This is a genomic window from Actinoplanes sp. NPDC026619 (assembly GCF_040638295.1).
Classification (GTDB): domain Bacteria; phylum Actinomycetota; class Actinomycetes; order Mycobacteriales; family Micromonosporaceae; genus Actinoplanes.
Genome location: NZ_JBEZYA010000003.1, coordinates 246,407 through 271,579, shown reverse-complemented (window position 1 = coordinate 271,579; position 25,173 = coordinate 246,407). Strand labels below are relative to the sequence as shown.

The window sequence follows — 25,173 nt, the reverse complement described above, 5'->3', positions numbered from 1 at the left end:
ATGACCATGACCGAACGGATGAAATACACACCGTTACTGCATATAGATGTTTTGCGATGCGTGACGACTGCCGTCAGTGGACGCGAGCGGCGAGCGCGGCGCCGCGCAGGGCCGAGGTCTCCGAGTCGGTGCTGCGCAGCAGGAGGGCCGGCGCGGCGGCGGCCCGCAGCGGGGCGGCGATCAGTTGCCAGGCGGCGCTGATGCCGCCGCCGACCACCAGGACGGACGCGTCGAAGCGGCGCAGCCACGGGGCGAGCGCCTCGCCGAGCCGGGTCGCCGCCCGCTCCACCACCGCCCGGGCCGCCCGGTCGCCGGCCATGGCCCGCGCGGTCACCTCGGCGACCGTGCCGCCGGGGCTGCCGCCGGTCGCGGCCCGGTAGGCGGCCAGGATCGCGCGAGTGGACACCGTCTCCTCGAGCGGCCGCCCGTCGATGGTCAGCAGGTCGGCCCGTCCCTCCGGGGGCGCCTCGGGGGAGCCGGTCACCGGCCGGCCGTCGCGCAGAAACGCCGAGCCCACCCCGGTGCCCAGAGTGATCGCCACCGCCCGGGCATGGCCGCGGGCGGCGCCGAACGCCCACTCGCCCAGCGCGAACGCGACGGCGTCGTTGACGAAGCGGATCGCCGCCGGCCCCGGGGCGATGGCCCGGCACAGCGCGGCGCCGACGTCGACGCCGTCGAGCGAGTCGAACTTGCCGACGTCGCGGAAGCGGCCGATGCCCTCGGCGTAGTCGAACGGGCCCGGCACGGCGGCTGCCCAGATCGCCGCCGGCGGCGCCGCCAGCCGGGTAGCGGTCCCGGCGATCGCGGTGAGGATGGTGGTGGCCGGGGCCGTGCCGGGCACCGGCCCGCGAACGGTGCGCAGCACGGCGCCGCTCGACGGGTCGACCAAGGCGGCGGTCACGTGCGAGCCGCCGATCTCGAGGACCGGAACCTCGGTCACGGCTCCGGATCCTCGTCCTGCGGGTGGTCCACGACCCTGGTCGGAATGACCACTCGCTGGCTGCCGGCCCGCCGGTCGTCGGGCTCGTCGATGCGGCCGAACAGCAGGCGCGCGGCCTGCCGGCCGACCTCGGCCGCGTCGTAGGAGACCACGCTGAGCGGCAGTTGCAGCAGGTCGGCCAGCTCGATGTCGTCGAAGCCGGCCAGCGCCACCGGGACCGGGCTGCGCCGGACCGCGCGCAGGGCGCCGATCGTGTTGCGGTTGTTCGCGGTGATCAGGGCGGTCGGCGGGTCGGGGAGGGCCAGCAGCTTGCGGGTCGCCGCCGCGGCCAGCTGGATGTCGCCGCGGTGGCGGCTCACATACCGCTCGTCGAGAACCAGGCCGGCGTCCTCCAGGGCGGCCGCGTAGCCGCGGTAGCGCTCGGAGCCGGTCCACAGGGACGCGGGCAGGCCGAGGAAGCCGATCCGTTCGTGGCCGCGAGAGATCAGGATGCGGCACGCCTCGTACGTGCCGCCGAAGTCGTCGACCAGCACGCAGTCGGTGTCGATGCCGCGTGGTGGGGTGGCCGCCAGCACCACCGGCGCGCCGTCTGTGCCCTCCGGCGACAGATGCCCGTGGTCGTTGCCGGCCGGAACCACGACCAGCCCGGCGAAGCGGCGCCCGGCCATGTCCCGGACCAGGTCGCGTTCCCGGGCGAGGTCGCCGTCGGTGCTGGCCACCACGAGGCCGGCGCCGCGGGCGGCGGCGATCTCCTCGATGCCGACGGCCAGTTGCGCGTAGAACGGGTTGGCCAGGTTGGTGACGATCAGCCCGACCAGTTCGTGCGCCTCGCCGGTGCGCAGCCGCCGGGCCAGGTCGTTGGGGCGGTAGCCGACCTCGTCGACCGCCTGCATGACGCGCTCGCGGGTGGCGGGGGAGAGGCCGGCGTCACCGCGGATCGCGCGGGACACGGTCATGGCGCTGACCCCCAGGCGGGCCGCGATCTCACGCATGGTGACCCTGTCCGGCTGCTTCGGCCCGGGCGCGGTTGTCATGCGACGACGTTAGCCTTCACCAGCCGGGCCGGTGCCCCGCCGGCCGGACAGTGCACCCGGTAACCGCCGACGGCGGCCGGCACGGCGATGGTCTCGGCGTAGTTGAGCCGATGTTCGTCGCCGGCGTCGGTGCGCAGCGTGACCCGCTCGCCCTCGACCAGCGTCAGCACATGGAAGCGGCCGCCGGTGTCCTGCGTGGCGGTGCCGCCGGGCTCCACGCGCAACCGGCGCACCTCGAAGAACATCTCCGGCAGGCTGCCGATGATCTCTTCCTGCCAGCCCGGCCCGTGGCCGGCCGGGCGCGGCGACGGCACCAGCAGCTCCCCGACCGCCGCACCGGACCGCGCCGGGTCGAGGTTGCGGAAGGCGTGCTCGACGTGGACCGCCCGCTGCTGCCCGGCGCCGTCGCGGCGCAGCCAGTCGTAGAAGCGCAGCGAGTACAGGTACGGCGTGGCGCTCACCTCGAGGACGACGTTGCCGTCGCCGCTGCCGTGCGGGGTGCCGCCCGGGATGAGGAAGATCTGGTGTTCGGTGGCGGGAAAGGTCTGCACGAAATCGGTCATGTCGAACGGCACGGCCTCGGCGTCGGCCCGATGCGCCGCGGTGTGGAAGCGGTCGATCGACTCGTCGTCGCGCAGCCCGAGGAAGATCTGGTTCTGCTCGCCACCGACCATCACGTAGTACGTCTCGTGCTGGGTGTAGGGCCAGCCGAAGACCTCGCGCATGTACTCCGGTTGCGGATGGCAGTGCACGGACAGGTTGCCGCCGTCCACGGTGTCCAGGTAGTCGAAGCGGATCGGGAAGGAGGTGCCGAACCGGCGGTGCACGTCGGCGCCCAGCGTGTCGGCCGGGAAGAGGGCCACGATCAGCTGGAACGGCACCTCGACGCGGCCGGTCGTGGCGTCGCCGACCAGCACCCCGCTCTCCGGGGCGATCAGCTCGTAGCCCAGCGCGGTGGTCGGGCCCTCCGGGTTGTGCCCGAGCTTGCGGCGCGCCCACTGGCCGCCCCAGGTAGTGCTGTTGAACACCGGCCGGGTGCGGTGCGGGCGGCGGGCCAGGCCGGCACACGTGGCGCGCAGGGCAGCGCCGGTGAGCCAGGCCGGCTCGGCGGCGTCCTGGGTGTCGAGCCACAGGTCGGCCTTCGGCGCGTGCTCGTCGCGGTGCCGGTCGAGCAGCGGCCAGTCGATGTAGAACAGCCGTTTCGTGGTGGCCGGCTCGCCTGCGGGGGCCAGCAGGTTACGGCCGTGGCCGCCGGTGACGGCCGCTTCCGCGTACCGCTTGGGGAGGTCGGCCCACCAGAGCGTGTCCCACCCGGGCGCCGCCGCGGCGCCGGGCCCGAGAAGCACCCGGATGGTTTCCCCGGCGGGCGGGCCGCCGGGAAGGAGGGCCGGGTCGAGCAGCGCTTCGAGGGTGCCGCCGGCGAGCGTCTCGAAGTCGGGGTCGTCACCCAGCGCGGCCGAGCGGGTCAGCCGCTGGATCTCCGGCCAGGGGCGGCCGGCCTCGCGCAGGTCGACGACCTCGACCGGGCCGCGCGGGGCGAGCAGCGTGCTGACCGCGGCGGCCACCCGCGCCCAGTCGAGCTCGACGGGACCGTCGATGGCGAGCGTGCGCAGCGTGGTCGGCAGGTCGTCCACGGCGTTCCGCCAGCCGCGGCCCACCACCCCGCCGACGGGCGGGTAGTGCGGCTCGGGGTCGTAGGCCAGAGCGGGTGAACTCAGGAAGGGCGGCACGCCGCGACTCTAGCGAACGTTATCGGTAACGTCGAGACTCCCTGCATCTATTGCCAGGCGGTTACGTTATCGATAACATCCCCGCCAATCTACTGATCAGGGGGAGCTCGCATGGATGGCCTCCAGCTGTCCCGCCGCGGTCTGCTGGCCGCAACCGCGGCCGGTACCTCACTCGTTCTCGTCCATCCCTCGTGGAGCGGCGCCGACTCGCGCCCGGCCACCTCGCTCACCGTCCAACCGGCCGCCTTCGGAGCCATCTACGGCTCCGGCGCGCATTCGTTCACCGTCCGCGGCGGCACCGGCCCGGTCCGCTGGCGGGTGCGCGACCTGTGGGGCGCCACCATCGCCGAGGGCGCCGGGCGTGACCCGCGCCCGAACGTCACCGACGGCTACTACCGGCTGGAGGTGACGGCCGGACCGGAAACCGTGACCGTGCCGTTCGCCGTGCTGGCCCCCTACCGGCTGCCGGCCGACTCGCCGTTCGGGATCAACACCCACCTCCAGCCGCCCGAGATGGTCGCGCTGCTCACCGCGCTCGGGACCACCTGGGTGCGGACCGACCTCACCTGGACCGAGATCGAGCCGCCGCCGCTGGCCGGATGGACGCCGTTCGTCTACCAGGCGGACGCGACGGTGGAGCTCGACACCGCCGTGGCCCACTCCGGCCACTCCTCGGTCAAGGTCGTCAACCGCTCGGCGAAACAGCCCGACCACTTCGCCAGCTTCGCCCAGGAGGTGATGGTCCAGCCGAACACGGCGTACGCCTTCGGGGCCTGGGTCAAGGGCGAGGACGTGCACGCGCTGCAGTTCACCGTGAAGGGCGACTGGAGTTCCCGGATCGATGCGCCGGCCGGCACCTACGGCTGGACGAAGGTGAGCTTCGACTACACGACCGGGGCGGAGAGCACCCTGACGTTCCGGGTGATCGCCGACGACCTGGTGGGCGCCGCCTGGCTCGACGACCTGAGCATGACGGCGGCCGGCTCCGCCACCAACCTGCTCGTCAACCCGGGCTTCGAGAAGGGTCTCGCGAGCGGCTACACGTTCGACACCTACGACCCGTACCTGAACGCGCTCAAGGCCGGCGGGGTCCATCCGCTGCCGATCGTCGACTATGCGAACCCGCTCTACGACGGGGGCGACACGCCGTACTCGGACGCCGGGCGGCAGGCCTTCGGGAAGTACGTCACCGCGACCCTCCAGCACTACCGGCGCCGATTCACCGCGGTCGAGGTCTACAACGAGTGGAACGCGGGCTGGTTCACCACCGGCCCGGCCGACGGCGACGCGGGTTACTACACGAAGCTGCTCGAGACCACCTACCGGGCGATCAAGGCGACCGACCCGACCATCACGGTGGTCGGCGGCGTCACCTTCGGGACCGCGCTCGACTGGATGACCGCGGTCTTTCAGGCCGGCGGCATGGCCTATCTCGACGCGGTCTCGAACCACCCGTACACCGGGGCGCCCGAGTCCGGCGTGCCGCTCGACGAGGCCGAGCGGCAGGTCACCGCGCTGATCAAGCAGTTCAACAACGGCGCGGCCAAGCCGGTGTGGATCTCGGAGCTGGGCTGGTCCCTCGCCGACCAGCAGACCACCGCCGCCTACCTGGTGCGCGGACTGGTCCTCGCGCTGGCCGGGGGAGTGCAGAAGTTCTTCTGGTACGACCTGGTCGGCGACCAGAACTTCGGGCTGCTCGACCAGGCCGGCGACGACTACCGGCCGCGCCCGGCCTACGTCGCCTACGCCACCGCGATCCGGCTGCTCACCGGCCGGAAACCGACGTCCGCCGCCGACGGCGACCACCGCTTCGGCGACCTGGCCGTGCTGTGGAGCGCCGATTCCCGCAAGCCGGTGGAGGTCGCCACCACCCGGCCGGTCGTCCTGACCGACGTCACCGGCACCAGCACCACGCTCTATCCCTCCGGCGGCCGGGTGCACCTGACGCTCACCGGCACTCCCGTCTACCTCGCCACCACCGCCGCCGTCACGCCCGGCGGGCGGATCGACGTCACGGCGCCCGGTCTCGTGCGTACCGCCGACGGAGCGGTGCCGTTCACCTGCATCGTCGACAACACCGGCTCGGCGCACGCCGCCGACCTGAGCTTCACCACCCTCGGCGTGACCACCCGGGTCCGCGCCGCGGCCGGGAAACGGGCCGAGGTCACCGCCGCGGTTCCGGTCGACCGGCTCGACTACGGCCGCAACACGGTCGTCACCTGGGTCGGCGAGGGCGGCCAACGGATCGGGCGGCTGGTCTCGTCGGTGGTCGTCGTCCAGGTGCCGGCCGGCGAGGTCGCGGCCGTCGGCACGGTGGACTGGTCGGACGCCGAGCTGGCGCTCGCCCCGGCCGGCTACGCGGACTACCCGGCCCGTTTCCCGCAGGACGTGTCCTTCACGATCGGCGCCGACGGCCCGGCGCGGTCGTGGCCGTACATCCATCCCGGACCGGACGACGGCTGGGCCGGCGGCCGGGCCCACACGTTCACGCTCACCGTGCCGCTCGCCGCGGCGCCGGCCGGCGACCTGAAGCTGGTCGTCTTCCTGGTCGACACGCACAACACCGCCCCCGGCACCGTTCAGGTCGCTCTCAACGGCGGCACGCCGGTAACCGTGACGCTCCCGGCCGGCAGCGGCGCGGGCGCCACCTCACCCGACGGCGGCCGCACCGGCCAGTTCTCGGTGGCCCTGCCGCAATCGCAGCTCGTCGCCGGCCCGAACCAGATCACCCTGACCAAGAACAGCGGCTCGTGGATGGTCTACGACGCGGTCGGCATCTACCGCTCCTGATCCCGTACCCGGAAGAGGTCTTTGTATCATGATTTTTTCCCGTAGATCGTTCGCGGCGCTGTCCGCGTTGTTGATGATCGCTCCGGTGGCCGCCTGCGGCTCCGGCGACAGCGGCAGCGCCGACGGCAAGGTCACGCTGAAGGTGGCCGGCTGGAAGGGCGGCGGCGCCGAACCGGCCAACGTCGCCGAGATCAACGCCGCCTTCGCCAAGGCCAACCCGGACATCAACCTTGAGTTCTCCTACGTGCCGCCGAACGACGTCTACCAGCAGAAGCTCCAGTCGCAGCTGCTCGCCGGCAACGCGCCCGACGTCTTCATGGCGGACCCGCAGAAGGTGCAGGCGTGGGGCAAGTCGGGTTACCTCGCCGACCTCAGCTCGCAGGGCTGGGCCGGCGGCGTCGCCGACAAGCTCAAGCCGTACGTCAGTTACCAGGACAAGGTCCTGGCCGCGCCGATGGAGCTCAGCCCGGTCGGCGTGTTCGTCAACCTCGACCTCCTCGCGAAGGCCGGCGTCACGAAGCCGCCCGCCGACTTCCCGGGGATGCTGTCCACACTGGCCGCGCTCAAGGCGAAGGGACAGCCCGGTCTCGCCCTGCCCGACGCGCAGGGCTTCATGGCCGAGTTCGTCCTGCTGATGTCCGCCGCCACCACCGTCTACCAGCAGACGCCCGACTGGGATCAGCAGTTCACGGCGGGCAAGGTGACCTTCCCCGGCTCCTACCAGGAACCGCTGAACCAGCTCAAGCAGATCGGTGACGGCGGCTACGTCGACTTCAAGAGCGCCGTGGGCACCGACGAGTCGACGACCGGCCAGCCCGACTTCATCGCCGGCAAGTCGGCGATGTTCCCCGGCGGCGCCTGGCTCGCCGCGGCGATCTCCAAGGCGTCGTTCAAGACCGCGTTCATCCCCTGGCCGGGTGGCGCGGCGGGCGCCGACCCGAGCGTGCTGCTGTTCCCGGGCACGATGTGGGCGGTGAACGCGAAGACCAAGCAGTCCGACGCGGCCCACAAGTACCTGGACTTCTGGGCCCGGTCGGCGAACCTCGCCCCGTACCTCAAGGCGGAGGTGGCGATCAGCCCGTTCAAGGACGCCGGCGCCGCGGCCGATCCGCTGCTCGAGACGATGGCGGCGGCCTACACCGCCGGCCGCTACACGCTGTTCCCGTCGAACAGCTGGGACCTGGCCGACCCGGAGACCAAGATCCGTTCTATCCTCCAGGGCTTCCTGCTCGGCAAGACCGACGTGCCCGCGACCCTGCAGGCGATCCAGAGCGCGGCGTCCGCCGGATCCTGACCTTTGCGTCCGGGGCGGCGCACCGACCTGCGCCGTCCCCGGCAAGAACGGAGGCGACATGTTCCGCCGACGCGGGCATCTCCTGGCGATCCTGTTCATCCTGCCCGCCGCCGTCGTGTACGGGCTCTTCATCCTCTACCCGCTCGTCCGTGACGTCCTGATGAGCTTCACCGACAACACGGGCGGCCCGGCCTCCGCCTTCGTGGGCGCTGATCAATACCGGACGCTGCTCGGCGATCCGGTTGCCCGGGACGCGTTGTGGCACACCGTCGTCTACGCCGCGGTGGTCCTGGTCGTGCAGACCACGCTCGGCCTGCTCTTCGCCACGCTGCTCACCCGACGGCCGCGGATCCGCCGGACGGTCAGCAGCGTGCTGCTGCTCCCGGCGCTGATGTCCCCGGTCATGGCGTCGTTCATCTGGTCCTACCTGTACCGCCCCGACGGTGGCATCAACACGTTCCTCGGCAGCATCGGACTCCACGCGCTGCAGCAGATCTGGCTCGGCGACGCCTCGATCGCGCTGTACGCGATCGCCGCCGTGAACATCTGGATGTTCGCCGGCTACTCCTGCATCATCTTCCTGGCCGGCTACGCCGGAATCCCGCAGGAGCTGCTGGACGCCGCCGACCTCGACGGGGCCGGCTGGTGGCAGCGGTTCCGCAAGGTCGAGTGGGCCATGCTGGCCCCCGCGCTGACCGTCAACGTCACCCTCAGCCTGATCGGCTCGCTCGGCGTCTTCGACTACCCCCTCGTGCTGACCGGCGGCGGCCCGGTCGGCTCCACCAACACCCTCGCTCTGCTCGTCTACCAGGACATCTTCCGCAACAGCGACTTCGGCATGGGCGCCGCCACCGCGGTCGTCCTGCTCGTGCTCGTGCTGGTCGTGTCCAGTTCGGCCGGGGCGCTGCTGCGACGCCGGGAGCGTGTGCTGTGAAGCTGCGCGGTCGTGTCCTCGACGTCCTGCTCGTGCTCGCGGCGCTGGTCTTCATCGCGCCGTTCCTGTTCACGCTCATCGCCTCGTTCCGCACCCCGGCCGACCTGGCCCGCGATCCGCTCGGCTGGCCGGACGCCCTCACCCTGGCGAACTACCGCGCCTCGATCGGTCAGATCCGCTACCTGAGCAGCGCGCTCAACACCATCGTGCTCACCCTGGCCTCCTGCGTCGCGGTGTCGGTTCTCGGCGCCCTGGCCAGCTATCCGCTCGGCCGGTTCACCGCCCGGTGGACCTCCGTGGCGTACCGGCTGTTCGCCGTCGGCCTGACCGTCCCGGTGTTCGTCGTCATCGGCCCGCTCTACCTGCTGATGCGCGACCTGCACCTGCTCGACAACCGGCTCGGTCTGGTGATCATCTACACCGCGCTGAACCTGCCGGTCTCGGTCTTCTTCTACACCAGCTTCGTCCGGCAGATCCCGGTGGAGCTCGAGGAGGCCGCCGCCATCGACGGCTGCGGCCCGCTGCGCACGTTCTTCACCGTGGTCTTCCCGCTGCTGCGCCCGATCACCGGAACCCTGCTGACCTTCGTCTCCCTGCAGGTCTGGAACAACCTGGTGATCCCGCTGGTCTTCCTGCAGGACCCGGCCAAGAGCACGGTGATGGCGAACGCTTACTCGCTCGCCGACCCGCACACGCTCCAGCCGGCGCAGCTCTTCCCGGCGGCGCTGCTGGGCGCCCTGCCGCTGTTCCTGCTTTTCCTGATCTTCCAGCGCCAGGTGATCCAGGGGATGACTGCGGGGGCGGTCAAATGACCGGGCGGGTGCTGGTCACCGGCGCCACCGGGATCATCGGCCGGGAGGTGGTGCGGCACCTGCTCGATTCCGGGTCCGCGGTCACCGCGCTCTCCGCCGACCGGCGGACCGGCCTGCCGCCGGAGGTGCGGACGGTGGTCGGCGACGCGACCGCCGAGCGGCTGGTCGACGACGCCCTGACGGGCTGCGACGCGGTGGTCCATCTGGCCGCGCTGGCTCATCCCAGCTTGGGTACGCCGTTACGCGTCTACGCCAACAACGTGGTCTCCACCTTCACCGTGCTGTCGCTCGCGGCCGAGCGCGGGATCGGCCGCGCCGTCATCGCCAGCAGCATCAACGCGACCGGCGTGAACCTCAACCCGCACCAGGTCCGGCCGGCCTACTTCCCGCTCGACGAGGACTCGCCGGCCGACATCGCCGACGCGTACTCGCTGTCCAAACGGGTCGACGAGCTGGCCGCCGCAATGGTCGCGCGGACCTGGGGGACGACCGTGGTGGCGCTCCGGTTCCCGCTGGTCAAGACCCCGGCCGAGCTTCGCGCGGTCGCGGCCGGCGAGCCGGCCGAGATGATGCGTACGGGGTGGGCCTACCTGACCGTGAACGACGCCGCCCGGGCCGTGCTCGCCGCGCTGCGCGCACCCCTGATCGGGTCCCATGTGATCGGCCTGAGCGCCGCGACCACGCTGCTCGATCGGCCCACGACGGAACTGCTCGACACGTACGCCCCGGAGGTGCCCCGCCGGCGCGCCTTCACCGGTCGCGAGGCCCTCGTCGACGCGTCCGCCGCCCGGCGGCTGCTCGGCTTCGAACCCAGGGAGACCATCTGATGCGGATCACCGCGGTGGAGACGTTCGTGCTGTCGAACCGGCACGCCCTCGTGAAGATCTCGACGGACGACGGCCTGGCCGGCTGGGGCGAGTGCACCCTGGAGAACTGGGTGCGCACCGTGGTGGCCGCGGTGCAGCGGCTGACCGAGCACCTGATCGGCGCCGACCCCCGGCCGATCACCGGGCTGTGGCAGACCCTGTCGCGCGGCGGGTTCTACCGCGGCGGGCCGGTGCTGTCGTCCGCCGTCGCCGGCCTCGACCAGGCGCTCTGGGACCTCAAGGGCCGGTCCCTCGGCGCACCGGTGCACGAGCTGCTCGGCGGGCCGGTGCGGCACAGCGCCCGGGTGTACGGGCACGCCAACGCGCCCGGCCGCACCGGCGACCCGGACCGGGCCCGCGCGCACGTCGCCGCCGGCCTCGACCTGGTCAAGGTGGCGCCGCAGCATCAGCTGGACTACCTCGCGTCCCCCTCGGCGCTGAACCGGATGGTGGCGGATCTGACCGACGTGCGGGCCGCCGTGGGCGACACCGTCGACATCGCGCTCGACCTGCACGGGCGGTGCTCGGTGCCGCTGGCCCGCCGGTTGCTGCCGCGGCTGGAGCCACTCGGCATCGCCTTCGTGGAGGAACCGGTCCGGCCCGAGCACAGTCACCTGCTGTCCGAGGTGGTGCGCTCGTCGCCGGTGCCGATCGCGACCGGCGAACGGCTCTACTCCCGGGCCGAGTTCCAGCCGGTCCTGGCGGCCGGGGTGGCGATCGTGCAGCCGGACGTCAGCCACGCCGGCGGCATCACCGAGGTGTTCCGCATCGCGACCATGGCCGAGACGTACGACGCTCAGCTCGCCCCGCACTCGCCGCTCGGCCCGGTCGCGCTCGCCGCCAGCCTGCAGCTCGCCTTCGCCGTGCCCAACTTCTACGCCCAGGAACAGTCGCTCGACCTGCACCTCGGCTCGTCCGCGGCGGCGCGGGTGCTGGCCGATCCGGCGGTGCTCACCCCGGTCGGCGGGCGGATCCCGCGGCTGACCGGCCCCGGCCTCGGCATCGAGATCGACGAGGACGCGGTGCGCGCGGCGGTCGACGACGGCCCGCTGGCGGCCGGCTCGCCGGTCTGGCTGCTCCCGGACGGCGGGTTCGCCGAGTGGTAGCCGCCTTCGACGCGATCTGTGTCGGCGAGTCGATGGCGCAGCTCACCCCGCACCCGGCCGGCCCGCTGTCGGCGGGCGGACCGATGTGGCTGGACGTCGCCGGCGCCGAGTCCAATGTGGCGGTGCACCTGGCCCGGCTCGGCGACCGGGTGGCGTGGGCCTCCCGGGTCGGCGCCGATCCGCTGGGCCGGTTGGTCCGCGACCGGATCGCCGGTTACGGCGTGGACATGTCGCTGGCGGAGACCGACCCGGCCCGGCCGACCGGCGTGTATTTCAAGGATCCCGGTGGCGGGACCACCACGGTGCACTACTACCGAGCCGGATCGGCGGCCGCCACGCTCGGCCCTTCGCTGCTCGCACATCCGGCCTTCGCCGCCTGCCGGCTCATCCACCTCAGCGGCATCACTCCCGCCCTGTCGGAGAGCTGCCTGGCCCTGATCGACCGCGCCCTGGCGATGCCGACGACGGTCAGCTTCGACGTCAACCATCGCCCGGCCCTCTGGCCGTCCGTGCGGCGGGCCGCGGCCGTGCTGGCCGGGCTCGCCGACCGCGCCGGCCTCGTGTTCGTCGGGCTCGACGAGGCCGACCGACTGTGGGGCACCGGCACACCGGCGGAGGTGCGCGAACGCCTCGCCGGACCGGCGGTCCTGGTGGTGAAGGACGGCGCCCGCGGCGCCACCTCCTTCCACCCCGGCGGCGTCACGTTCGTCCCGGCCGGCCCGGTGGAGGTGGTCGAACCGGTCGGCGCGGGGGACGCGTTCGCCGGCGGCTACCTGCACGGCCTGCTGGCGGGCTGGGCGGAACCGGCGCGGCTGGCACTGGGGCATCGGATCGCCGCCGCCGCGCTGCGCACCGGCGGCGACATCGGCGAGGACTTGGGGGAAGATTCGTGAACGACTTCGAGGACATCTTCGGCGGATCGCGCGTGCTGGCGATCCTGCGGGGCCTGCCGCCCGGCCCGGCCGTGGCGCTCGCGAACCGGGTCTGGGACGCCGGGGTCGACCTGATCGAGGTGCCGATCCAGACGGCGGAGGCGGTCGACTCGCTGCGGGCGGTGGTCGCGGCCGGCCGGGAACGCGGCCGGCGGGCCGGCGCCGGCACGGTGATCACGCCGGCGCAGGTGGCCGCCGCGGCCGACGCCGGAGCGCAGTACACGGTGGCGCCCGGCCTCGATCTGACCGTGCTGGCCGCCAGCCTGGCGGCCGGACTGCCGCACCTGCCCGGGGTGGGCACCGGCAGCGAGGTGCAGCACGCCTGGGCGGCCGGCTGCCGCTGGCAGAAGGCGTTCCCGGCGGCCGCCCTCGGTCCGGGATGGCTGAGCGCGATGCGCGGGCCGTTCCCCGGCGTGCGCTTCGTCGCGACCGGCGGCCTCACCGTCGCCGGCGCCCCCGAGTTCCTGGTCGCCGGCGCGCGGGTGGTCGCGCTGGGCTCGGCCCTGGCCGACCCGGACCAACTGCCGCGCCTGGCTGAGCTGCTTCGATAGTGCTTATCGGGGGGCAGGTGGGAGCGAGGCGAGGTCCAGGTCGTGGCTGCCGTCAGGCGCGGGCTGGACCACGCCGTAGCCCCGCGTGTCCCACCAGATAAGCACTAGCATCGGATCATGTCTCGACGGGTCGCACTGGCGCTGGGGTCCGGCGGGGCGCGGGGGTTTGCCCACATCGGCGTCATCCAGGTGCTCGGCGAGCGTGACCTCGAGGTCGTCACGGTGGCCGGGTCCTCGATGGGCGCCCTGGTCGGCGGTGTGCTGGCGGCCGGGCGGATGGCCGAGTTCACCGAGTGGGCGGTCGGGCTCAAGCAGCGTGACGTGCTGCGGCTGCTCGATCCCAAGTGGGCGCTGCCCGGCGTGCTCGCGGCCGACCGGCTGATCGATCACCTGGACGGTTTCCTCGGCGACGCGCTGATCGAGGAGCTGCCGATTCCGTACACCGCGGTGGCCACGGACATCACCAGCCGGCGCGAGGTGTGGTTCCAGAAGGGCTCGCTGCGCTCGGCGATCCGGGCGTCGATCGCCATCCCCGGCCTGATCACCCCGGTGGTCGCGGATGGCCGGGTGCTGGCCGACGGCGGCCTGCTGAACCCGGTGCCGATCGAGCCGACCGCCGCCGTGCCGGCCGACCTGACCGTGGCCGTCTCGCTGCTCGGCCGCCGCCCCGAACACGAGTCCGCTGCCCCGATCCGGGCCGCGGCCAGACGCGACTGGCGGGCCCGGCTGCGCCTGGGCCGGGCCGGCCCCGAGGAGGTCGTCCCGGAGCCGGCCGAGCTGCGCCTGAGCGACGTCATCACCAACTCCATCGACGCGATGCAGGACATGATCGCCCGCTACCGGATGGCCGGCCTCCCACCCGACGTGCACATCTCCGTCCCGGTGAACGCGAGCCGCGTGCTGGACTTCCACCACGCGGCCGTCATGATCGCCATCGGCCGAGAGCTGGCCACCAAGGCCCTGGACGACGCCGGCTACGGGACGGCGGCGGCGACCAGTTCCTGATAGGCGGCCACGCCGTCCGGGTCGGCGTAACCGCCGGCCGGGAACGCGGTCGCGCCCAGATACCAGTTGTCCAGCTGCCAGTAGCTGACGATGTGGAAGTTGTGGGTGGTCAGCCAGGTGCGGGAGGCGCGGATGGCGGGGCCGCGCGAATTGCGTACACCCTGGTCGTCGTCGATTCCCCACTCCGGGAGCGTGAGCGGTTTGCCGAGGCCGGAGACGGCGTTGTACCAGCGGATCATCCGCGGGTCGCTGCCCACGCTGACCGGGTCGTCCGGTTCGCTGCCCCGGGTGCTGGCCTGCCAGTAGAGGTCCAGGCCGTACGCGTCGGCGTACGCGGCCGGGACGATCCAGTCCTGCACCTCGTAGTCGCCGCCGGTGCCGTTGTTCGTCACCTTCGTCGAGCCCGAGCGCCACTGGTAGGACATGTAGATCGGGATGACGTTCACGGCCGGGTTGGCCGCTTTGGCCACCGTGTAGACGCGCTGGAACGCGGCCACGAACTGCACCCCGGTCATGTCGTTCTCGGGCTCGTGGTTGTAGGTCAGGTAGCTGCCGGCCGGCATGGCGGTGGCGATGTTCTGGATCTCGGTGTCGCAGCTGCCGGCGGCGACCGCGGTCGGTGTGCAGGATGTCTTGAACGAGTACCACAGCGCCGCGCCCTGGCTGTTGTGGCAGCTGAGCGCGTCCGCGTTCGGCAGCTGCCCGGCCGAGGCGAAGACCCGCCGGATGCCGAGGTAACCGAGGTGGGTGCGTTCGTCGAGGAAGCCGGCGCAGGTGTTGCCGCTGCCGACCGTGTCGGATGCCGAGGTGGTCGCGCCGACCGCGAGGGTGGGCAGGGCGGCGCGGGCCACAGTGGAGCCGGATGCGACCAGGAGTACGACGCAGGCGGCGATGACGAGCATGCGATGCCTCATGCACGGAGCGTAAGCACAACCATCAATAGATCGCCATACGACAATATTTGAGGGGTTGTGCCGATGTCCGCGGATCGGGAGAATACGCGCGCCGGGTGACTGTCGATCATGGACGGACGGAAGGCGATGACCGACGAGCGGGACACGAACGTGCCACAGACCGCGCGCATCTGGAACTACTGGCTCGGCGGCACGGACAATTTCGCGGTCGACCGGCAGGTGGGCGACCGGATCCGGGCCGCCTTCCCGCAGATCGTCGACAACGCCCGCGCCTCCCGGGCCTTCCTGGTGCGCGCGGTCAGCTACGTCGCCGGAGTGGCCGGCATCCGCCAGTTCCTCGACGTCGGCACCGGCCTGCCCACCGCCGACAACACCCACGAGGTGGCCCAGCGCGTCGCGCCCGAGTCGAAGATCGTCTACGTCGACAACGACCCGCTCGTCCTGGTGCACGCGCGGGCGCTGCTGACCAGCAGCCCCGAGGGCGTCACGCAGTACATCGACGGCGACGGGCGCGACTCGGCGAAGGTGCTGGCCTCGGCGGGCAAGACGCTCGACTTCGGGCAGCCGGTCGCGCTGATCATGTCCGGCATCCTCGGCCACGTGACCGATGACGATCAGGCGCTCACGATGGTCCGCGAATACGTCGCCGCCCTGCCGCGGGGCAGCTATCTCATCGCGCTCGACGGCTCACACAGCATCGAGCACGGCGAGGCCGAGAAGATCTGGAACGAACAGGCCAATCCGCCGTACGTCCTGCGCGGCCACACCGCGTTCGGCCAGTTCTTCGAGGGCCTGGAGCTGGTCGATCCGGGCGTGACCTCGGCCCCACTGTGGCGGGCCACCTCGCCCGACCAGCAGTGGCTCGACGTCGTCTGCGGCGTCGCTCGCAAACCTTAGGGAGCCTTCGGGGCCGAGGCTTTCTGTACGGGCGGCGACGTCCACAACCGCACGCGCACCCGACCGCCCCGCACCACGCGACCGCCGTGCAGCACGAGCACGCGCCGCGCCTTTCGCCCAACGGGACGCCGCACCCACCGGCTTTGCTCTGCGTACCTATGCGCGCGGATCCGCGCGCATACGTGCGCAGAGCAAAGCGCCGAACCGGCTGGTGTTCGTCCAGGTCGGGGCGGTTGATCTCGGGGCCTTTCGGCGGTCGGGAGGGTGTCGGGGCCGGGCCCGCCCGTAGCGGGCGCGCGGTGGGTGAGTTGCACCTGCCGGGACCGGCTGGCACGGGAGTGGGGCAGCGCGTACGTGAAAAGGGAGCGTGAGTGAAACGCGTGGCGGTAGGTGAGGCCGTTTTCCTGAATACAGGGCCGTCGTTGTGCGGGGGGAGAGGCCACTTTTCTTGAATTCTTGAAATCGGGCCTTCGGGCGGAGCACGGCCGACGCGTAATGCGCGGGGGAGATGGAGGCCGGACCGTGGCGGCGAAACGTGACTGGACGCTGATACCGCGCTGAGAGCGATCGGGCGCCGGCCGGCAGTCGGTCTACTTTGGCTGGTATGTCGCAGGTGATCCGCGTGGCCAGGATCTTTGACGGGGAACGGCTGCACCCCTTCGGTGGCGTGGTCGTGGTGTCTGCGGGCCGGATCGGCGAGCTGCGTCTCGGTGATCACCCGGAGTCCGTCGAGCTGGTCGACGGCACGCTGCTGCCCGGCCTGATCGACTGCCACGTCCACCTCTGCGCGGACGCCGGGCCGGGCGCCCTCGACCGCTTGGCGGGCGCCGAGCCGGCCGGGCTCAGCGCCACGATCGAGGCCTCTCTGCACGCGCACCGGCGGGCCGGCGTGACCACCGTGCGCGACCTGGGCGACATCGGCGACGCCGTGCTGCGCGCCGGGCTCCCGAACGTGATCGCCGCGGGCGTCCCGCTCACCACGCCGGGTGGGCACTGCTGGTTCCTGGGCGGCGAGGTCCGTGGCGCCGGCGCTGTTCGCCGGGCGGTGCGCGACCGGGCGGCCCGCGGCGCCGGCGTGGTGAAGGTGATGGCCAGCGGCGGCGTGTTCACGCCGGGCACCGACACGGCGGGCACGCAGTTCACCGACGAGGAGCTGGCGGCGGCCGTCGACGAGGCGCATGCGTGCGGCCTGCCGGTCACCGCGCACGCGCACGCCCACGCCGCGGTATGGCAGGCGCTGCGCGCCGGGGTGGACGGCATCGAGCACTGCACCGCGGTGACCGCGACCGGCGCGCACGTCGACGACGAGTTGGCCGCGGCGCTCGCCGCCGCCGGCGTCGCGGTCTGCCCGACGCTCGGCTCCGACCCGGCGGTCGTCGTCCCGCCCGAGGTGCTCGCGATGGCCGAGCGGGCCGGCCTCACCCAGGCGATCCTTCAGGACGGCGTGGACCGGCTGTCGCGGGCCGGCGTGCGGATCGTGGCCGGCTCGGACGCGGGGATCGGGCCGGCCAAACCGCACGGCATCCTGCCGCGCACGCTGGCGGAGTACGTGGACAGCGGCAAGTCCGCGGCGACCGCGCTGACCGCCGCCACCGTCACCGCCGCCGAGGTGTGCGGTGTGCCGGATCGCAAGGGCCGCATCCGTCCCGGCTTCGACGCCGACCTGCTGATCGTCGCGGGCGACCCGGTCGCCGACATCACCGCCCTGCAGCGGCCGGCGCGCGTGTATGCCGGAGGTCACGTTGTCGTTTAGACAGGGCTGTCTAATACTCGCTTTAGACAGATCAGTCTAAAGCTGGGAGTTGTCATGAGTGAGTTGTCCGGCAAGACCGCCCTCGTCACCGGGGCCACCTCGGGCATCGGGCGGGCCGCCGCGAAGGCGCTCGCCGCTCAGGGTGCCACGGTCGTGGTGCACGGCCGCGATGCGGAGCGCGGCGCCGAGGTCGTCAAGCAGATCGAGGCGGAGGGCGGGACGGCCCGCTTCGTGGCCGCCGACCTCAGTGACCCGCAGGACGTGGCCCGGCTTGCCGACGCGGCCGGCGCGGTGGACGTGCTGGTCAACAACGCCGGGTCGTCCTGGTTCGGGCCCAGCGCCGAGCTCGGCGCCGACCGTTACGACGTGCTGTTCGACGGCAACGTGCGCTCGGCGTACCTGCTGACGGCGGCCCTGGCGCCGGGGATGGCCGGGCGGGGTGCCGGCAGCATCATCAACATCGGCAGCATGGCCGGCGCGGTCGGCCTGGCCGGCGGGGCCGCCTACAGCGCCACCAAGGCGTCGATGGACGCGCTGACCCGGGCGTGGGCGGCGGAGTTCGGGCCGGCCGGCGTCCGTGTCAACACCGTCGCGCCCGGACCGGTGCGCACCGCCGGCGCCCGCCCCGAGGTGACCGACTCGCTCGCCGCGACCACGCTGCTCGGCCGGGCCGCCGAGCCGGACGAGATCGGCGAGGTGATCGCGTTCCTCGCCGGGCCGAAGGCCGGCTACATCACCGGCGCCACCATCCCGGTCGACGGCGGCCGCACCGCGGTCTGATCCAGCAGCTAAGCCCTAGAGTGAAGCCATGACATCGAGTCGGCGCTCCGCTCGCGAGCGCCTGCTCGAGGCCGCCGACCGGCTCTTCTACAACGAGGGCATCCGCAGCGTCGGGATCGACCGGGTCCTCGACGAGTCCGGCGTCGCCAAGGGCTCGCTCTACTACAACTTCGGCGGCAAGGACGACCTGGTCCGGGCCTACCTGCAGAACCGGCACGCTACGTGGGCCGCGCGCCTCGACGAGAAGATCGCCGCGCAGGCGGCCCCGCGGGCGCGGATCCTGGCGATCTTCGACGGGCTGGCCGAGCTCTTCGCCGAGCCCGGCTTCCGCGGGTGCGCGTTCCTCAACGCCGCCGCCGAGGCCCAGCCGGGCAGCGCCGAGGACCTGGCCACCAAGGACTTCCGCACCTGGCTGCACGCGCTGTTCGGCGCCCTGGTGGAGGAGGCCGGCCACCGCGATCCGGGCCGGCTCACCACCCAGCTGGTGCTGCTCTACGACGGCGCCAACATCGCCGCGGCACTGGACGCCGACCCGCGGGCGGCCGAAGCCGCCCGCGAGGCCGCCGAGGCTTTGCTAACGGTTCACGACGTCTCGAAGGCGCCGAGGTCCGGGGCCGATCCGTTGTAGGGCAGGCCGACGTTGGTGCCCTTGTCGATCAGGGTGCTGCCGGACGCCAGGTGCAGCGAGGTCAGCACGGGCAGGCTGCCGTCGGACTGACGTGACACCTCCCAGCCGGTCGTCGTCACGCTCTGGAACTGGCTGTTGGACATCGTCACGCTCAGGTTCCACGAGTTGTACGACGCGCTGGTGCCGCTCATGTTGCCGGTCAGCGTTCCGCCGTACGCGATGTTGTTGCGCAGGTTGCCGAGGCCGACCGCCGAGCCGCTGGAGTTGATGCCCAGCATGTTGTAGTCGGTGCCGTTGCTGTAGCTGGTGTTGTTGAAATAGTCGTTGGCGACCGTGTGGTGGTTGGCGTAGAAACCGGCCGACCGGTTCAGGAACGCCACCGAGTTGCGCACCGTGTGCTTGACGCCGCCGGAGACGTAGACGCCGCCGTAACCGCCCATCTTGAAGCCGTTGCCGTCCTGCGCGGCGGTGGTGGTCTGCGGCAGGTAACCGTTACGCCAGGCCCACGAGTTCTCGATCGTCACCGACGAATACGCGTTGATCAGGTCGAATCCGTCGTCGGTGTTCCACCAGGCCCGGCAGCCGCGGAAGACGTTGCCGGACTTCCCGGCCGGGATGTGCGCGCCGAAGCCGTCGGCATTGGTGCCGGCCCCGGACGAGCTGTACGGGTCGTAGTTGTCGTGCGAGTCCGAATTGAGCACCAGGTTGTTGCCGCCGTTCGCGATGAACAGCCCCGGCCCCATGTTGTTGTGCGTGTTCAGCTTGTCGAAGGTGTTGCTGCTGCCGGAGATCCAGACGCCCCACGACTCGTGGTTGAGGCTGTTGTTCTGGCGGACTCCGGTGATCTCGAAGCCGCGCAGGGTGATCGAGCTGCCGGTGACGTCGAAGCCTTTGATGCGGCAATTGACGCCGGTCATCCCGGAGAAGTTGAACTGCACCTTCTCGGCCGGGTAATTGGCGTAGGTGATGCCGCTCTTGCTCAGCGTGATGGCGTCGACCACGGCGGTCTGCGACGAACAGCTGGTGGTCGCGGCCGTGTAGCTGTAGGTGCCGGCCCGGAAGTAGACGGTGTCGCCGGACGCGGCCGCGGTCTGCGCCTTGGCGATCGTCTTGAACGGCGCGGCACTGGTGCCGGCGGCGCTGTCGCTGCCGCTGGGAGAGACGTAGTAGGTGGTCGCGGCGGAGGCGCTGCCGGCGACGACGAGGGTGCCGACGCTGGCGGCGCCGGCGGCGGCCACCAGGGCGAGGACGGTACGGAGTTTCATGATCACCTCAGGAACGTGACGAGTGGCAGGTGGAGTTCGCGGATGCCGTCGATGACGAGACCGGCCATCGCGGTCGCCCCGTACTCGGAGAAGTGGGTGTTGTCGTTGAGCTCGGTCAGGAAGAGCGGGGCCGAGCCGGCCGGGCCGAGGCCCTCGACCAGCGCCTCGCTCCTCGCGGTGAGGTCGATCAGCGGCACGGCCTCGGTGGCGGCGACCGCGCGCATCTCGGCGGGAAGGTCCACGCCGAGTGAATTGATGTGCAGGGCGGTGGCGTTCAGTGCCGCCCCGTCGAACAGCCGGCGCACGGTCGGCGTGACCAGAATCGGAAGACCACCCTTCGCGCGTACGCCGTTGACGAGCGCCGTGAGATTGGCCCGGTAGTCCTCGGCGGTGGTGGTCTTGTCGTTGTGCCCGAACTGGATGAGCACCGGATCGCCGGGCCGGATCAGCGGCTGCATGGTCGGGAACAGCGCGGCGGTGGCAAGAAAGCTGCCGGAGCTCTCGCCGGAGTCGGCGTAGTTGGCGACCACCGCGCCGCGCCGGACCGAGGTGGTGAAGATCTGACCCCAGCCGGTGTACGGGGTGACCGGCTGATCGCAAACGGTCGAGTCGCCGGCGAGATAGATCACCAGCGGCCGCCACGCCCGCGTGATCGTCACCCGGCCGACCGAGGGCGCCGCGCCGTCGAAGGTCAGCGTGAGCCCGGGCGTCCCGGTGCCGCCCTGGCCGGTGGGCTGACCTTCGGGCTCGCGGACGTTGACGGTGGCGGTGCGGGTCCCGGCCTCGCCGGCGGTGAAGATCCGGCGGCGGGCCTCGACCTCGAGCCCGGTGCCGGCGCCGACGGAAGCGCTGAGGTCGTAGTTGCCGGGGGAGACGTCGTAGTGGCAGACGATGGGTGCGGTGCCGGCGCAGGCGGCGGGCAGGGCCGCGGCGTCGGCCGGATGGGCGAGCAGCCCGGCGGCTGCGGCTGTGCCGGTGACGGTGACACCGGCCAGCCACAACCGCCGTCGAGCGTTGGGGGGCATGCCTGACTCCTGGGGGAACGGCGGTTCTCACCGCAGGAGTGGCCGGCGACGCCGGCTCGGCGGGAATCGGGACTTGAAGCTATATATCGAATAGCGTGGATGTCAAACTCCTGGCCCTCGCCGAGGAAAGCGCTTGCTCCAGGAGAAACCGTCAGCTCACGTCGCGCAGTCCGGTCTCCGGCCGGGCGTCGGCGGCGGCCGGCGACACCACCGTGGCGCGGACGGTCAGGCCGCCGACGTGGCGGAAGAAATGGCCGTACACCGGCAGGACGCCGTAGGTCGTGGCGCTCCAGAGGCTGCTCTCCGGGTAGCGGCCGTCGTACTCGATCGGCTCGGCCGGAACCTTGGCCGCGCCGCCTGGCACCGCGGTCCGCACGTTGCTGACCAGCACGTCGTACACCCGGAAGGTGTCCTGCCCGGTCACGATGGACGGTTCCACCAGGTGGGTCGCGGTGATGTCCTCCAGCCGCACGCCGCTGATCCAGGCCGGTGGCGGCGGGTTGGTGCGGTCAGCCGTCCGCCGGCCGAGCAGCACGAAGTGCGAGCGGCGGGCGCCGTCGATCGTGATCCGGCGGAAGGCCGGCATCCAGGCCACCCCGCCGTCCGTCGCCAGCACCGTGATCGCGCTCTTGTCGACGTGCTTGACCAGGACGTCCTCCATGGCGCCGTCGCGGAACGCGCCGAAGCTGGCGGTGCCCAGCTTCAGTCCGTTGGCCCGCGACGACCGCCCGACCGTGGACAGCCGCACCACGGCGTGCTCGACTCCGGCGGCGGTGTTCGACTTGAAGCAGATCGCGTCGTCGTCGGCCAGCACGCTGACCCGTTCGATCAGCACGTGGTGGCTGTCGACGACGTCGATGCCGTCGCGGTTGTAGGCGATGTCGCTGTCCAGGTTGACGTCGGCGATCAGCAGGCCGTCGATCTGGACCGGCACGATGCCCCAGGCCGCCGAGTTGCGGACGTGCACGTTGCGGATGCTGACGTTGCTGCCGGCCATCGGCGCGATCAGCAGCGGGCGGACCGTCGGGCACGCGGTGCCGTCGCAGCCGACCCACTGGGCCGAGGTGCCGTTGCCGTCGATCGTGCCGCCGCCGTCGATGTGCACGTTGCCGGCGCCGACCGAATAGATGAGCGCCTTCCACGTCGACGACCCGAAGTCGGGGAAGTCGAGCTTGCCGCGGTCCTGCAGCGGATAGTCGTTGTCGTCCGGGCTGCCGAGCAGCGTCGCGCCGCGGGCCACCCACAGCGTCAGGTCCGACTTCAGGCGCAGCGTGCCGGTGCGAAACACGCCGCCGCTGACCAGCACCGCGCCGCCGACCGGGGTGTCGTCGATGGCCCGCTGGATCGCCACCGTGTTCAGCGTGACGCCGTCCGGGACCGCGCCGAACTGCCGCACGTCCCGGACCTCGGCCGGGATCGCCGACCCGCTCGGGTAGACGAGCAGGTTGTCGACCAGCACGGTGCCGGCCTGCCCGTCGCCGACGCCGAACAGCAGCCGGCTGATGCTCGTCATCGTCTGGTCGCGCAGCGGCCACTGCGGAACGACGGTCGAGCCGGCCGTGGCCGCGGGCGCATAGCGCCGCCCGTCCACGAAGATCTCGAACTGGTGGGTCGCCACGTCGACCGCGAGCTGCACCGCGTACCACTCGCCGGCGGTGAGGGTGAGCAGTTGGGTGGAGGTCTTGCCGTCGGTGAGGACCAGATGGTCCTTGACGAACTGGAGCGAGACGGCGGCGGCTCCGGAGTCGTTCTGCAGGTACATCGCGACCTTCGTGCCGGTCAGCTCGTCGGTCCGCAGATTGGCCCGCACGAGGAGGACGCCGCTCTGCGCCGGGAACCGCCGGATCGCGCTGACCGCCGCGGCCGACGCGCTCTTGGTCAGCCGCAGGCTGCGATCGGCGTCGCTGGGCGTGGCGACCACGGTGGCGCCCGCCGAGGCCTGGAACCACCCCGGCGGCGTGGCGCCGGCCGGGGCGTCGTTGAAGCCGTCCTCGACCAGGTACGCCACGGACGGCGCCGGGATCTCGCGGACCAGGACGTCGTCGATGCCGAACGTTCCGGCGTCACCGACCGACAACGCGGTCAGCGCGGTCGATGCGGTCGCGAACCTGGCGCCGGTGAGCAGGCGCAGGCCGTCGACGTACAGGTCCCATTGCTGAGCGGTGACGTCGAGTTCGGCCCGCAGCGCGTACCACCGGTCCGCCGTGACCGCGGTCAGGAGAGCGCCGGTGGCCGCGTCGGTCAACCGGCCGTCCCGCAGGACCACCCCGGCCGCCGGCCCGGCGTCACCGGCGAGCGTCAGCGCGCCCGCACCGCGGACCCGCATCTCGGCCCGCACCGTTCCGGTGAGCCCGGCCAGCGTCGTCGTCGCGGTCGCCCCGCCGGACACCTGGAGACTGCGGTTCGTCGCGTCGGGCACCGGCACGACAGCGGCGGTGCCGCCACTGCCCGCCGAGACCGACCAGCCGCCGGGCAGCTCGCCCACCGCGACGTCGTTGAAGTCGCCCGAGCCGGCCGCCGCCGCCCGCGCGGTCCCCGGCGCGAGCCCGGCCATGGTGCACACGACCGCCGCCCAGACGGCAAGGCGGCGCGATCTCTTGCTCATGTGTTGCTCCCCCGTGGAGACAGCCTCGAACATCGAGGCAGCACGATCCTTCCGTCGCGCCTCCGCCCCGGCAACCCCGCCCCGAGAGCTGCCGGCGTTCGTGGCCGCCTATGTCTGCGAAACTAATCGATTCCCTTACTGAGGGCCAGGATCGCGTAGCCGAAGGCGACGCACCAGGCCTGTACGAAGATCACGAAGCCGATATAGATTACGGTGGCCTGCCAGTTCGCCGGCGTGTAGTGGATAGCGCCGAGCACGATGGGATCGCGAAATTTGTGTCCCATTGCTCCGTACCATATGGCACCCATCACGCTGGTACCGATGTCAGCGACTGTTAGTACGAACCAGATTGCCCCCCAGATGGCTGACCGAAAAGCTTCCTTCAGTACCGGAAGGAATACGGCGAAGCCGGTGAGGAAGAGGCCCATCACGGAGGCGACAATGTAGTCTGCGGGATCATCCGCCTTGATCGCGCCGGCGATCGATTGAATGGAGAACCAGGCGTCGATGACGCTCAGGACAAAGCCGACGGGAAGGATGGCCCAGGCCAATCGGATGCTCACGCTCACCGTCCATAAAAGAGCGCGAAGACCATGACGATGGCAAGAAATGCCGCAGCGAAGCCCAGGATGATCGGGATCTTCTGCTCCGCGATCACTTGTCCGATGGATGGCCGTCGCCGATCGTCGGCCGGTCGCGCCGGCGATGTGCCTGCAGGTAGCGGGCGGGGGCCGGGCTCGCGTTCGCGGCCACCGCTCGGGGGGCCACCTCGCGGGATCGGCTGGAGCCCGGGAGGCGATGTCTGGCCGGAGCGTTCCGCGAGCGGTTGGGCAGGTCCACCTGCCTTCCCATAGGGCAGTGTTTCGAGCCGGGCAACCAGAAATTCGGCGCGTTGTACGGCGCTTTCGAGTCTCGCGATCAGTGGTTCCGCCCTGATCCTGTCCCCTCCGGGGTCGGGTGGTTCCTCGCCGTTGGCGCTCAAGTCCGCCACCTGTTGCTCCTTTGGGTCACTTATCCCCGAACGTAAATATGAGCACCAGCCATACTGCGCAGCCGGAGAGCACGACCATGATGTAGATGTACTCGGGCATGCCAAACTTCTTCTTGGACTTGACCAGCCGTACGTACGAAATCAGGAGCGCAGCCGCCGTGAACAGCCCAAGGAAATAGCCGACAACGTTGGCCATGCTTCCGGTTATATCGTTTTTGTCGGCGAGATTCGCTTGCCCCCATACGTCCATTGGAGTCACGGTGGCACGGCGCCATCCATTATGGATTCAACCTAACGGGCAGTCCGCGCGGTCGCGATGAG

The 25,173-nt window shown here is 71.5% G+C and carries 22 protein-coding genes; 13 read left to right on the top strand and 9 right to left on the bottom strand.

The annotated features are described in order from the left end of the window. Positions 1-73 precede the first annotated feature (73 nt). The 3 genes from AB0E90_RS09665 to AB0E90_RS09655 are packed head-to-tail and all read right to left on the bottom strand — an operon-like array spanning position 74 to position 3,704. Complete coding sequence (locus AB0E90_RS09665; RefSeq protein WP_360402076.1) at positions 74-940, bottom strand: ROK family protein; 867 nt, start codon at positions 938-940, stop codon at positions 74-76. Next, a complete protein-coding gene (locus tag AB0E90_RS09660) occupies positions 937-1,974 on the bottom strand; it encodes a LacI family DNA-binding transcriptional regulator (protein WP_360402074.1) in 1,038 nt (345 codons plus the stop codon). The genes AB0E90_RS09665 and AB0E90_RS09660 overlap by 4 nt, the downstream gene beginning before the upstream one ends. Further along, positions 1,971-3,704, bottom strand: coding sequence for a hypothetical protein (locus tag AB0E90_RS09655; protein WP_360402071.1), 1,734 nt, complete (start codon positions 3,702-3,704; stop codon positions 1,971-1,973). The genes AB0E90_RS09660 and AB0E90_RS09655 overlap by 4 nt, the downstream gene beginning before the upstream one ends. A 111-nt stretch (positions 3,705-3,815) precedes the next feature. Between AB0E90_RS09655 and AB0E90_RS09650 the strand changes: the two genes are divergently transcribed. From AB0E90_RS09650 to AB0E90_RS09610, 9 genes are all read left to right on the top strand, one after another. After that, complete coding sequence (locus tag AB0E90_RS09650; protein ID WP_360402068.1) at positions 3,816-6,494, top strand: carbohydrate binding domain-containing protein; 2,679 nt, start codon at positions 3,816-3,818, stop codon at positions 6,492-6,494. A gap of 28 nt (positions 6,495-6,522) precedes the next feature. Next, positions 6,523-7,788: an extracellular solute-binding protein gene (locus tag AB0E90_RS09645; RefSeq protein ID WP_360402065.1), complete on the top strand. Its 1,266-nt coding sequence runs from the start codon at positions 6,523-6,525 to the stop codon at positions 7,786-7,788. A 58-nt stretch (positions 7,789-7,846) separates the two neighbouring features. Then, entirely contained in the window at positions 7,847-8,722 is an 876-nt protein-coding gene (locus AB0E90_RS09640) for a sugar ABC transporter permease (protein ID WP_360402062.1), read from the top strand. Next, positions 8,719-9,534 (top strand): carbohydrate ABC transporter permease, encoded by an 816-nt coding sequence (locus AB0E90_RS09635; protein WP_360402060.1) that lies wholly within the window; start codon positions 8,719-8,721, stop codon positions 9,532-9,534. Before AB0E90_RS09640 ends, AB0E90_RS09635 begins: the two co-directional genes overlap by 4 nt. Further along, positions 9,531-10,361, top strand: a complete 831-nt coding sequence (locus AB0E90_RS09630; protein ID WP_360402057.1) for an NAD(P)-dependent oxidoreductase — start codon at positions 9,531-9,533, stop codon at positions 10,359-10,361. The genes AB0E90_RS09635 and AB0E90_RS09630 overlap by 4 nt, the downstream gene beginning before the upstream one ends. Continuing rightward, the gene (gene dgoD, locus AB0E90_RS09625; RefSeq protein WP_360402054.1) at positions 10,361-11,506 is read left to right on the top strand and encodes a galactonate dehydratase; all 1,146 of its coding nucleotides are present in this window, start codon (positions 10,361-10,363) and stop codon (positions 11,504-11,506) included. The genes AB0E90_RS09630 and dgoD overlap by 1 nt, the downstream gene beginning before the upstream one ends. After that, positions 11,500-12,399 carry a sugar kinase gene (locus AB0E90_RS09620; RefSeq protein WP_360402051.1) on the top strand — a complete coding sequence of 300 codons (900 nt, stop codon included), beginning with the start codon at positions 11,500-11,502 and terminating at the stop codon, positions 12,397-12,399. The genes dgoD and AB0E90_RS09620 overlap by 7 nt, the downstream gene beginning before the upstream one ends. Next, positions 12,396-12,989 (top strand): bifunctional 4-hydroxy-2-oxoglutarate aldolase/2-dehydro-3-deoxy-phosphogluconate aldolase, encoded by a 594-nt coding sequence (locus AB0E90_RS09615; RefSeq protein ID WP_360402048.1) that lies wholly within the window; start codon positions 12,396-12,398, stop codon positions 12,987-12,989. The genes AB0E90_RS09620 and AB0E90_RS09615 overlap by 4 nt, the downstream gene beginning before the upstream one ends. Before the next feature lie 117 nt (positions 12,990-13,106). Further along, positions 13,107-13,994, top strand: a complete 888-nt coding sequence (locus AB0E90_RS09610) for a patatin-like phospholipase family protein (protein ID WP_360402045.1) — start codon at positions 13,107-13,109, stop codon at positions 13,992-13,994. Here the strand turns inward: AB0E90_RS09610 and AB0E90_RS09605 are convergent. Beyond that, entirely contained in the window at positions 13,964-14,908 is a 945-nt protein-coding gene (locus AB0E90_RS09605) for a hypothetical protein (RefSeq protein WP_360402042.1), read from the bottom strand. The genes AB0E90_RS09610 and AB0E90_RS09605 overlap by 31 nt on opposite strands. 108 nt (positions 14,909-15,016) lie before the next feature. On the opposite strand from AB0E90_RS09605, the gene AB0E90_RS09600 reads away from it, so the two are divergent. The 4 genes from AB0E90_RS09600 to AB0E90_RS09585 all read left to right on the top strand — a co-directional run bounded on the left by AB0E90_RS09600 (position 15,017) and on the right by AB0E90_RS09585 (position 18,966). Beyond that, the gene (locus tag AB0E90_RS09600; protein ID WP_360402039.1) at positions 15,017-15,805 is read left to right on the top strand and encodes an SAM-dependent methyltransferase; all 789 of its coding nucleotides are present in this window, start codon (positions 15,017-15,019) and stop codon (positions 15,803-15,805) included. A gap of 622 nt (positions 15,806-16,427) precedes the next feature. Next, positions 16,428-17,558, top strand: a complete 1,131-nt coding sequence (locus AB0E90_RS09595; RefSeq protein ID WP_360402036.1) for an amidohydrolase family protein — start codon at positions 16,428-16,430, stop codon at positions 17,556-17,558. A 54-nt stretch (positions 17,559-17,612) separates the two neighbouring features. Next, a complete protein-coding gene (locus AB0E90_RS09590) occupies positions 17,613-18,338 on the top strand; it encodes an SDR family oxidoreductase (protein ID WP_360402033.1) in 726 nt (241 codons plus the stop codon). A gap of 28 nt (positions 18,339-18,366) precedes the next feature. Beyond that, a complete protein-coding gene (locus tag AB0E90_RS09585) occupies positions 18,367-18,966 on the top strand; it encodes a TetR/AcrR family transcriptional regulator (RefSeq protein ID WP_360402030.1) in 600 nt (199 codons plus the stop codon). Here the strand turns inward: AB0E90_RS09585 and AB0E90_RS09580 are convergent. The 5 genes from AB0E90_RS09580 to AB0E90_RS09560 form a co-directional block, all read right to left on the bottom strand. After that, the gene (locus AB0E90_RS09580; RefSeq protein ID WP_360402027.1) at positions 18,921-20,231 is read right to left on the bottom strand and encodes a right-handed parallel beta-helix repeat-containing protein; all 1,311 of its coding nucleotides are present in this window, start codon (positions 20,229-20,231) and stop codon (positions 18,921-18,923) included. The two genes, AB0E90_RS09585 and AB0E90_RS09580, sit on opposite strands and share 46 nt — an antisense overlap. 2 nt (positions 20,232-20,233) lie before the next feature. Continuing rightward, positions 20,234-21,256 carry a rhamnogalacturonan acetylesterase gene (locus AB0E90_RS09575; RefSeq protein ID WP_360402024.1) on the bottom strand — a complete coding sequence of 341 codons (1,023 nt, stop codon included), beginning with the start codon at positions 21,254-21,256 and terminating at the stop codon, positions 20,234-20,236. Between the two features lie 151 nt (positions 21,257-21,407). Then, a complete protein-coding gene (locus AB0E90_RS09570) occupies positions 21,408-23,861 on the bottom strand; it encodes a glycosyl hydrolase family 28 protein (RefSeq protein WP_360402021.1) in 2,454 nt (817 codons plus the stop codon). Positions 23,862-23,983: 122 nt separating this feature from the next. Beyond that, positions 23,984-24,424 (bottom strand): hypothetical protein, encoded by a 441-nt coding sequence (locus AB0E90_RS09565; RefSeq protein WP_360402018.1) that lies wholly within the window; start codon positions 24,422-24,424, stop codon positions 23,984-23,986. Between the two features lie 444 nt (positions 24,425-24,868). Then, entirely contained in the window at positions 24,869-25,048 is a 180-nt protein-coding gene (locus AB0E90_RS09560; protein WP_360402015.1) for a hypothetical protein, read from the bottom strand. Between the last annotated feature and the right edge of the window lie 125 nt (positions 25,049-25,173).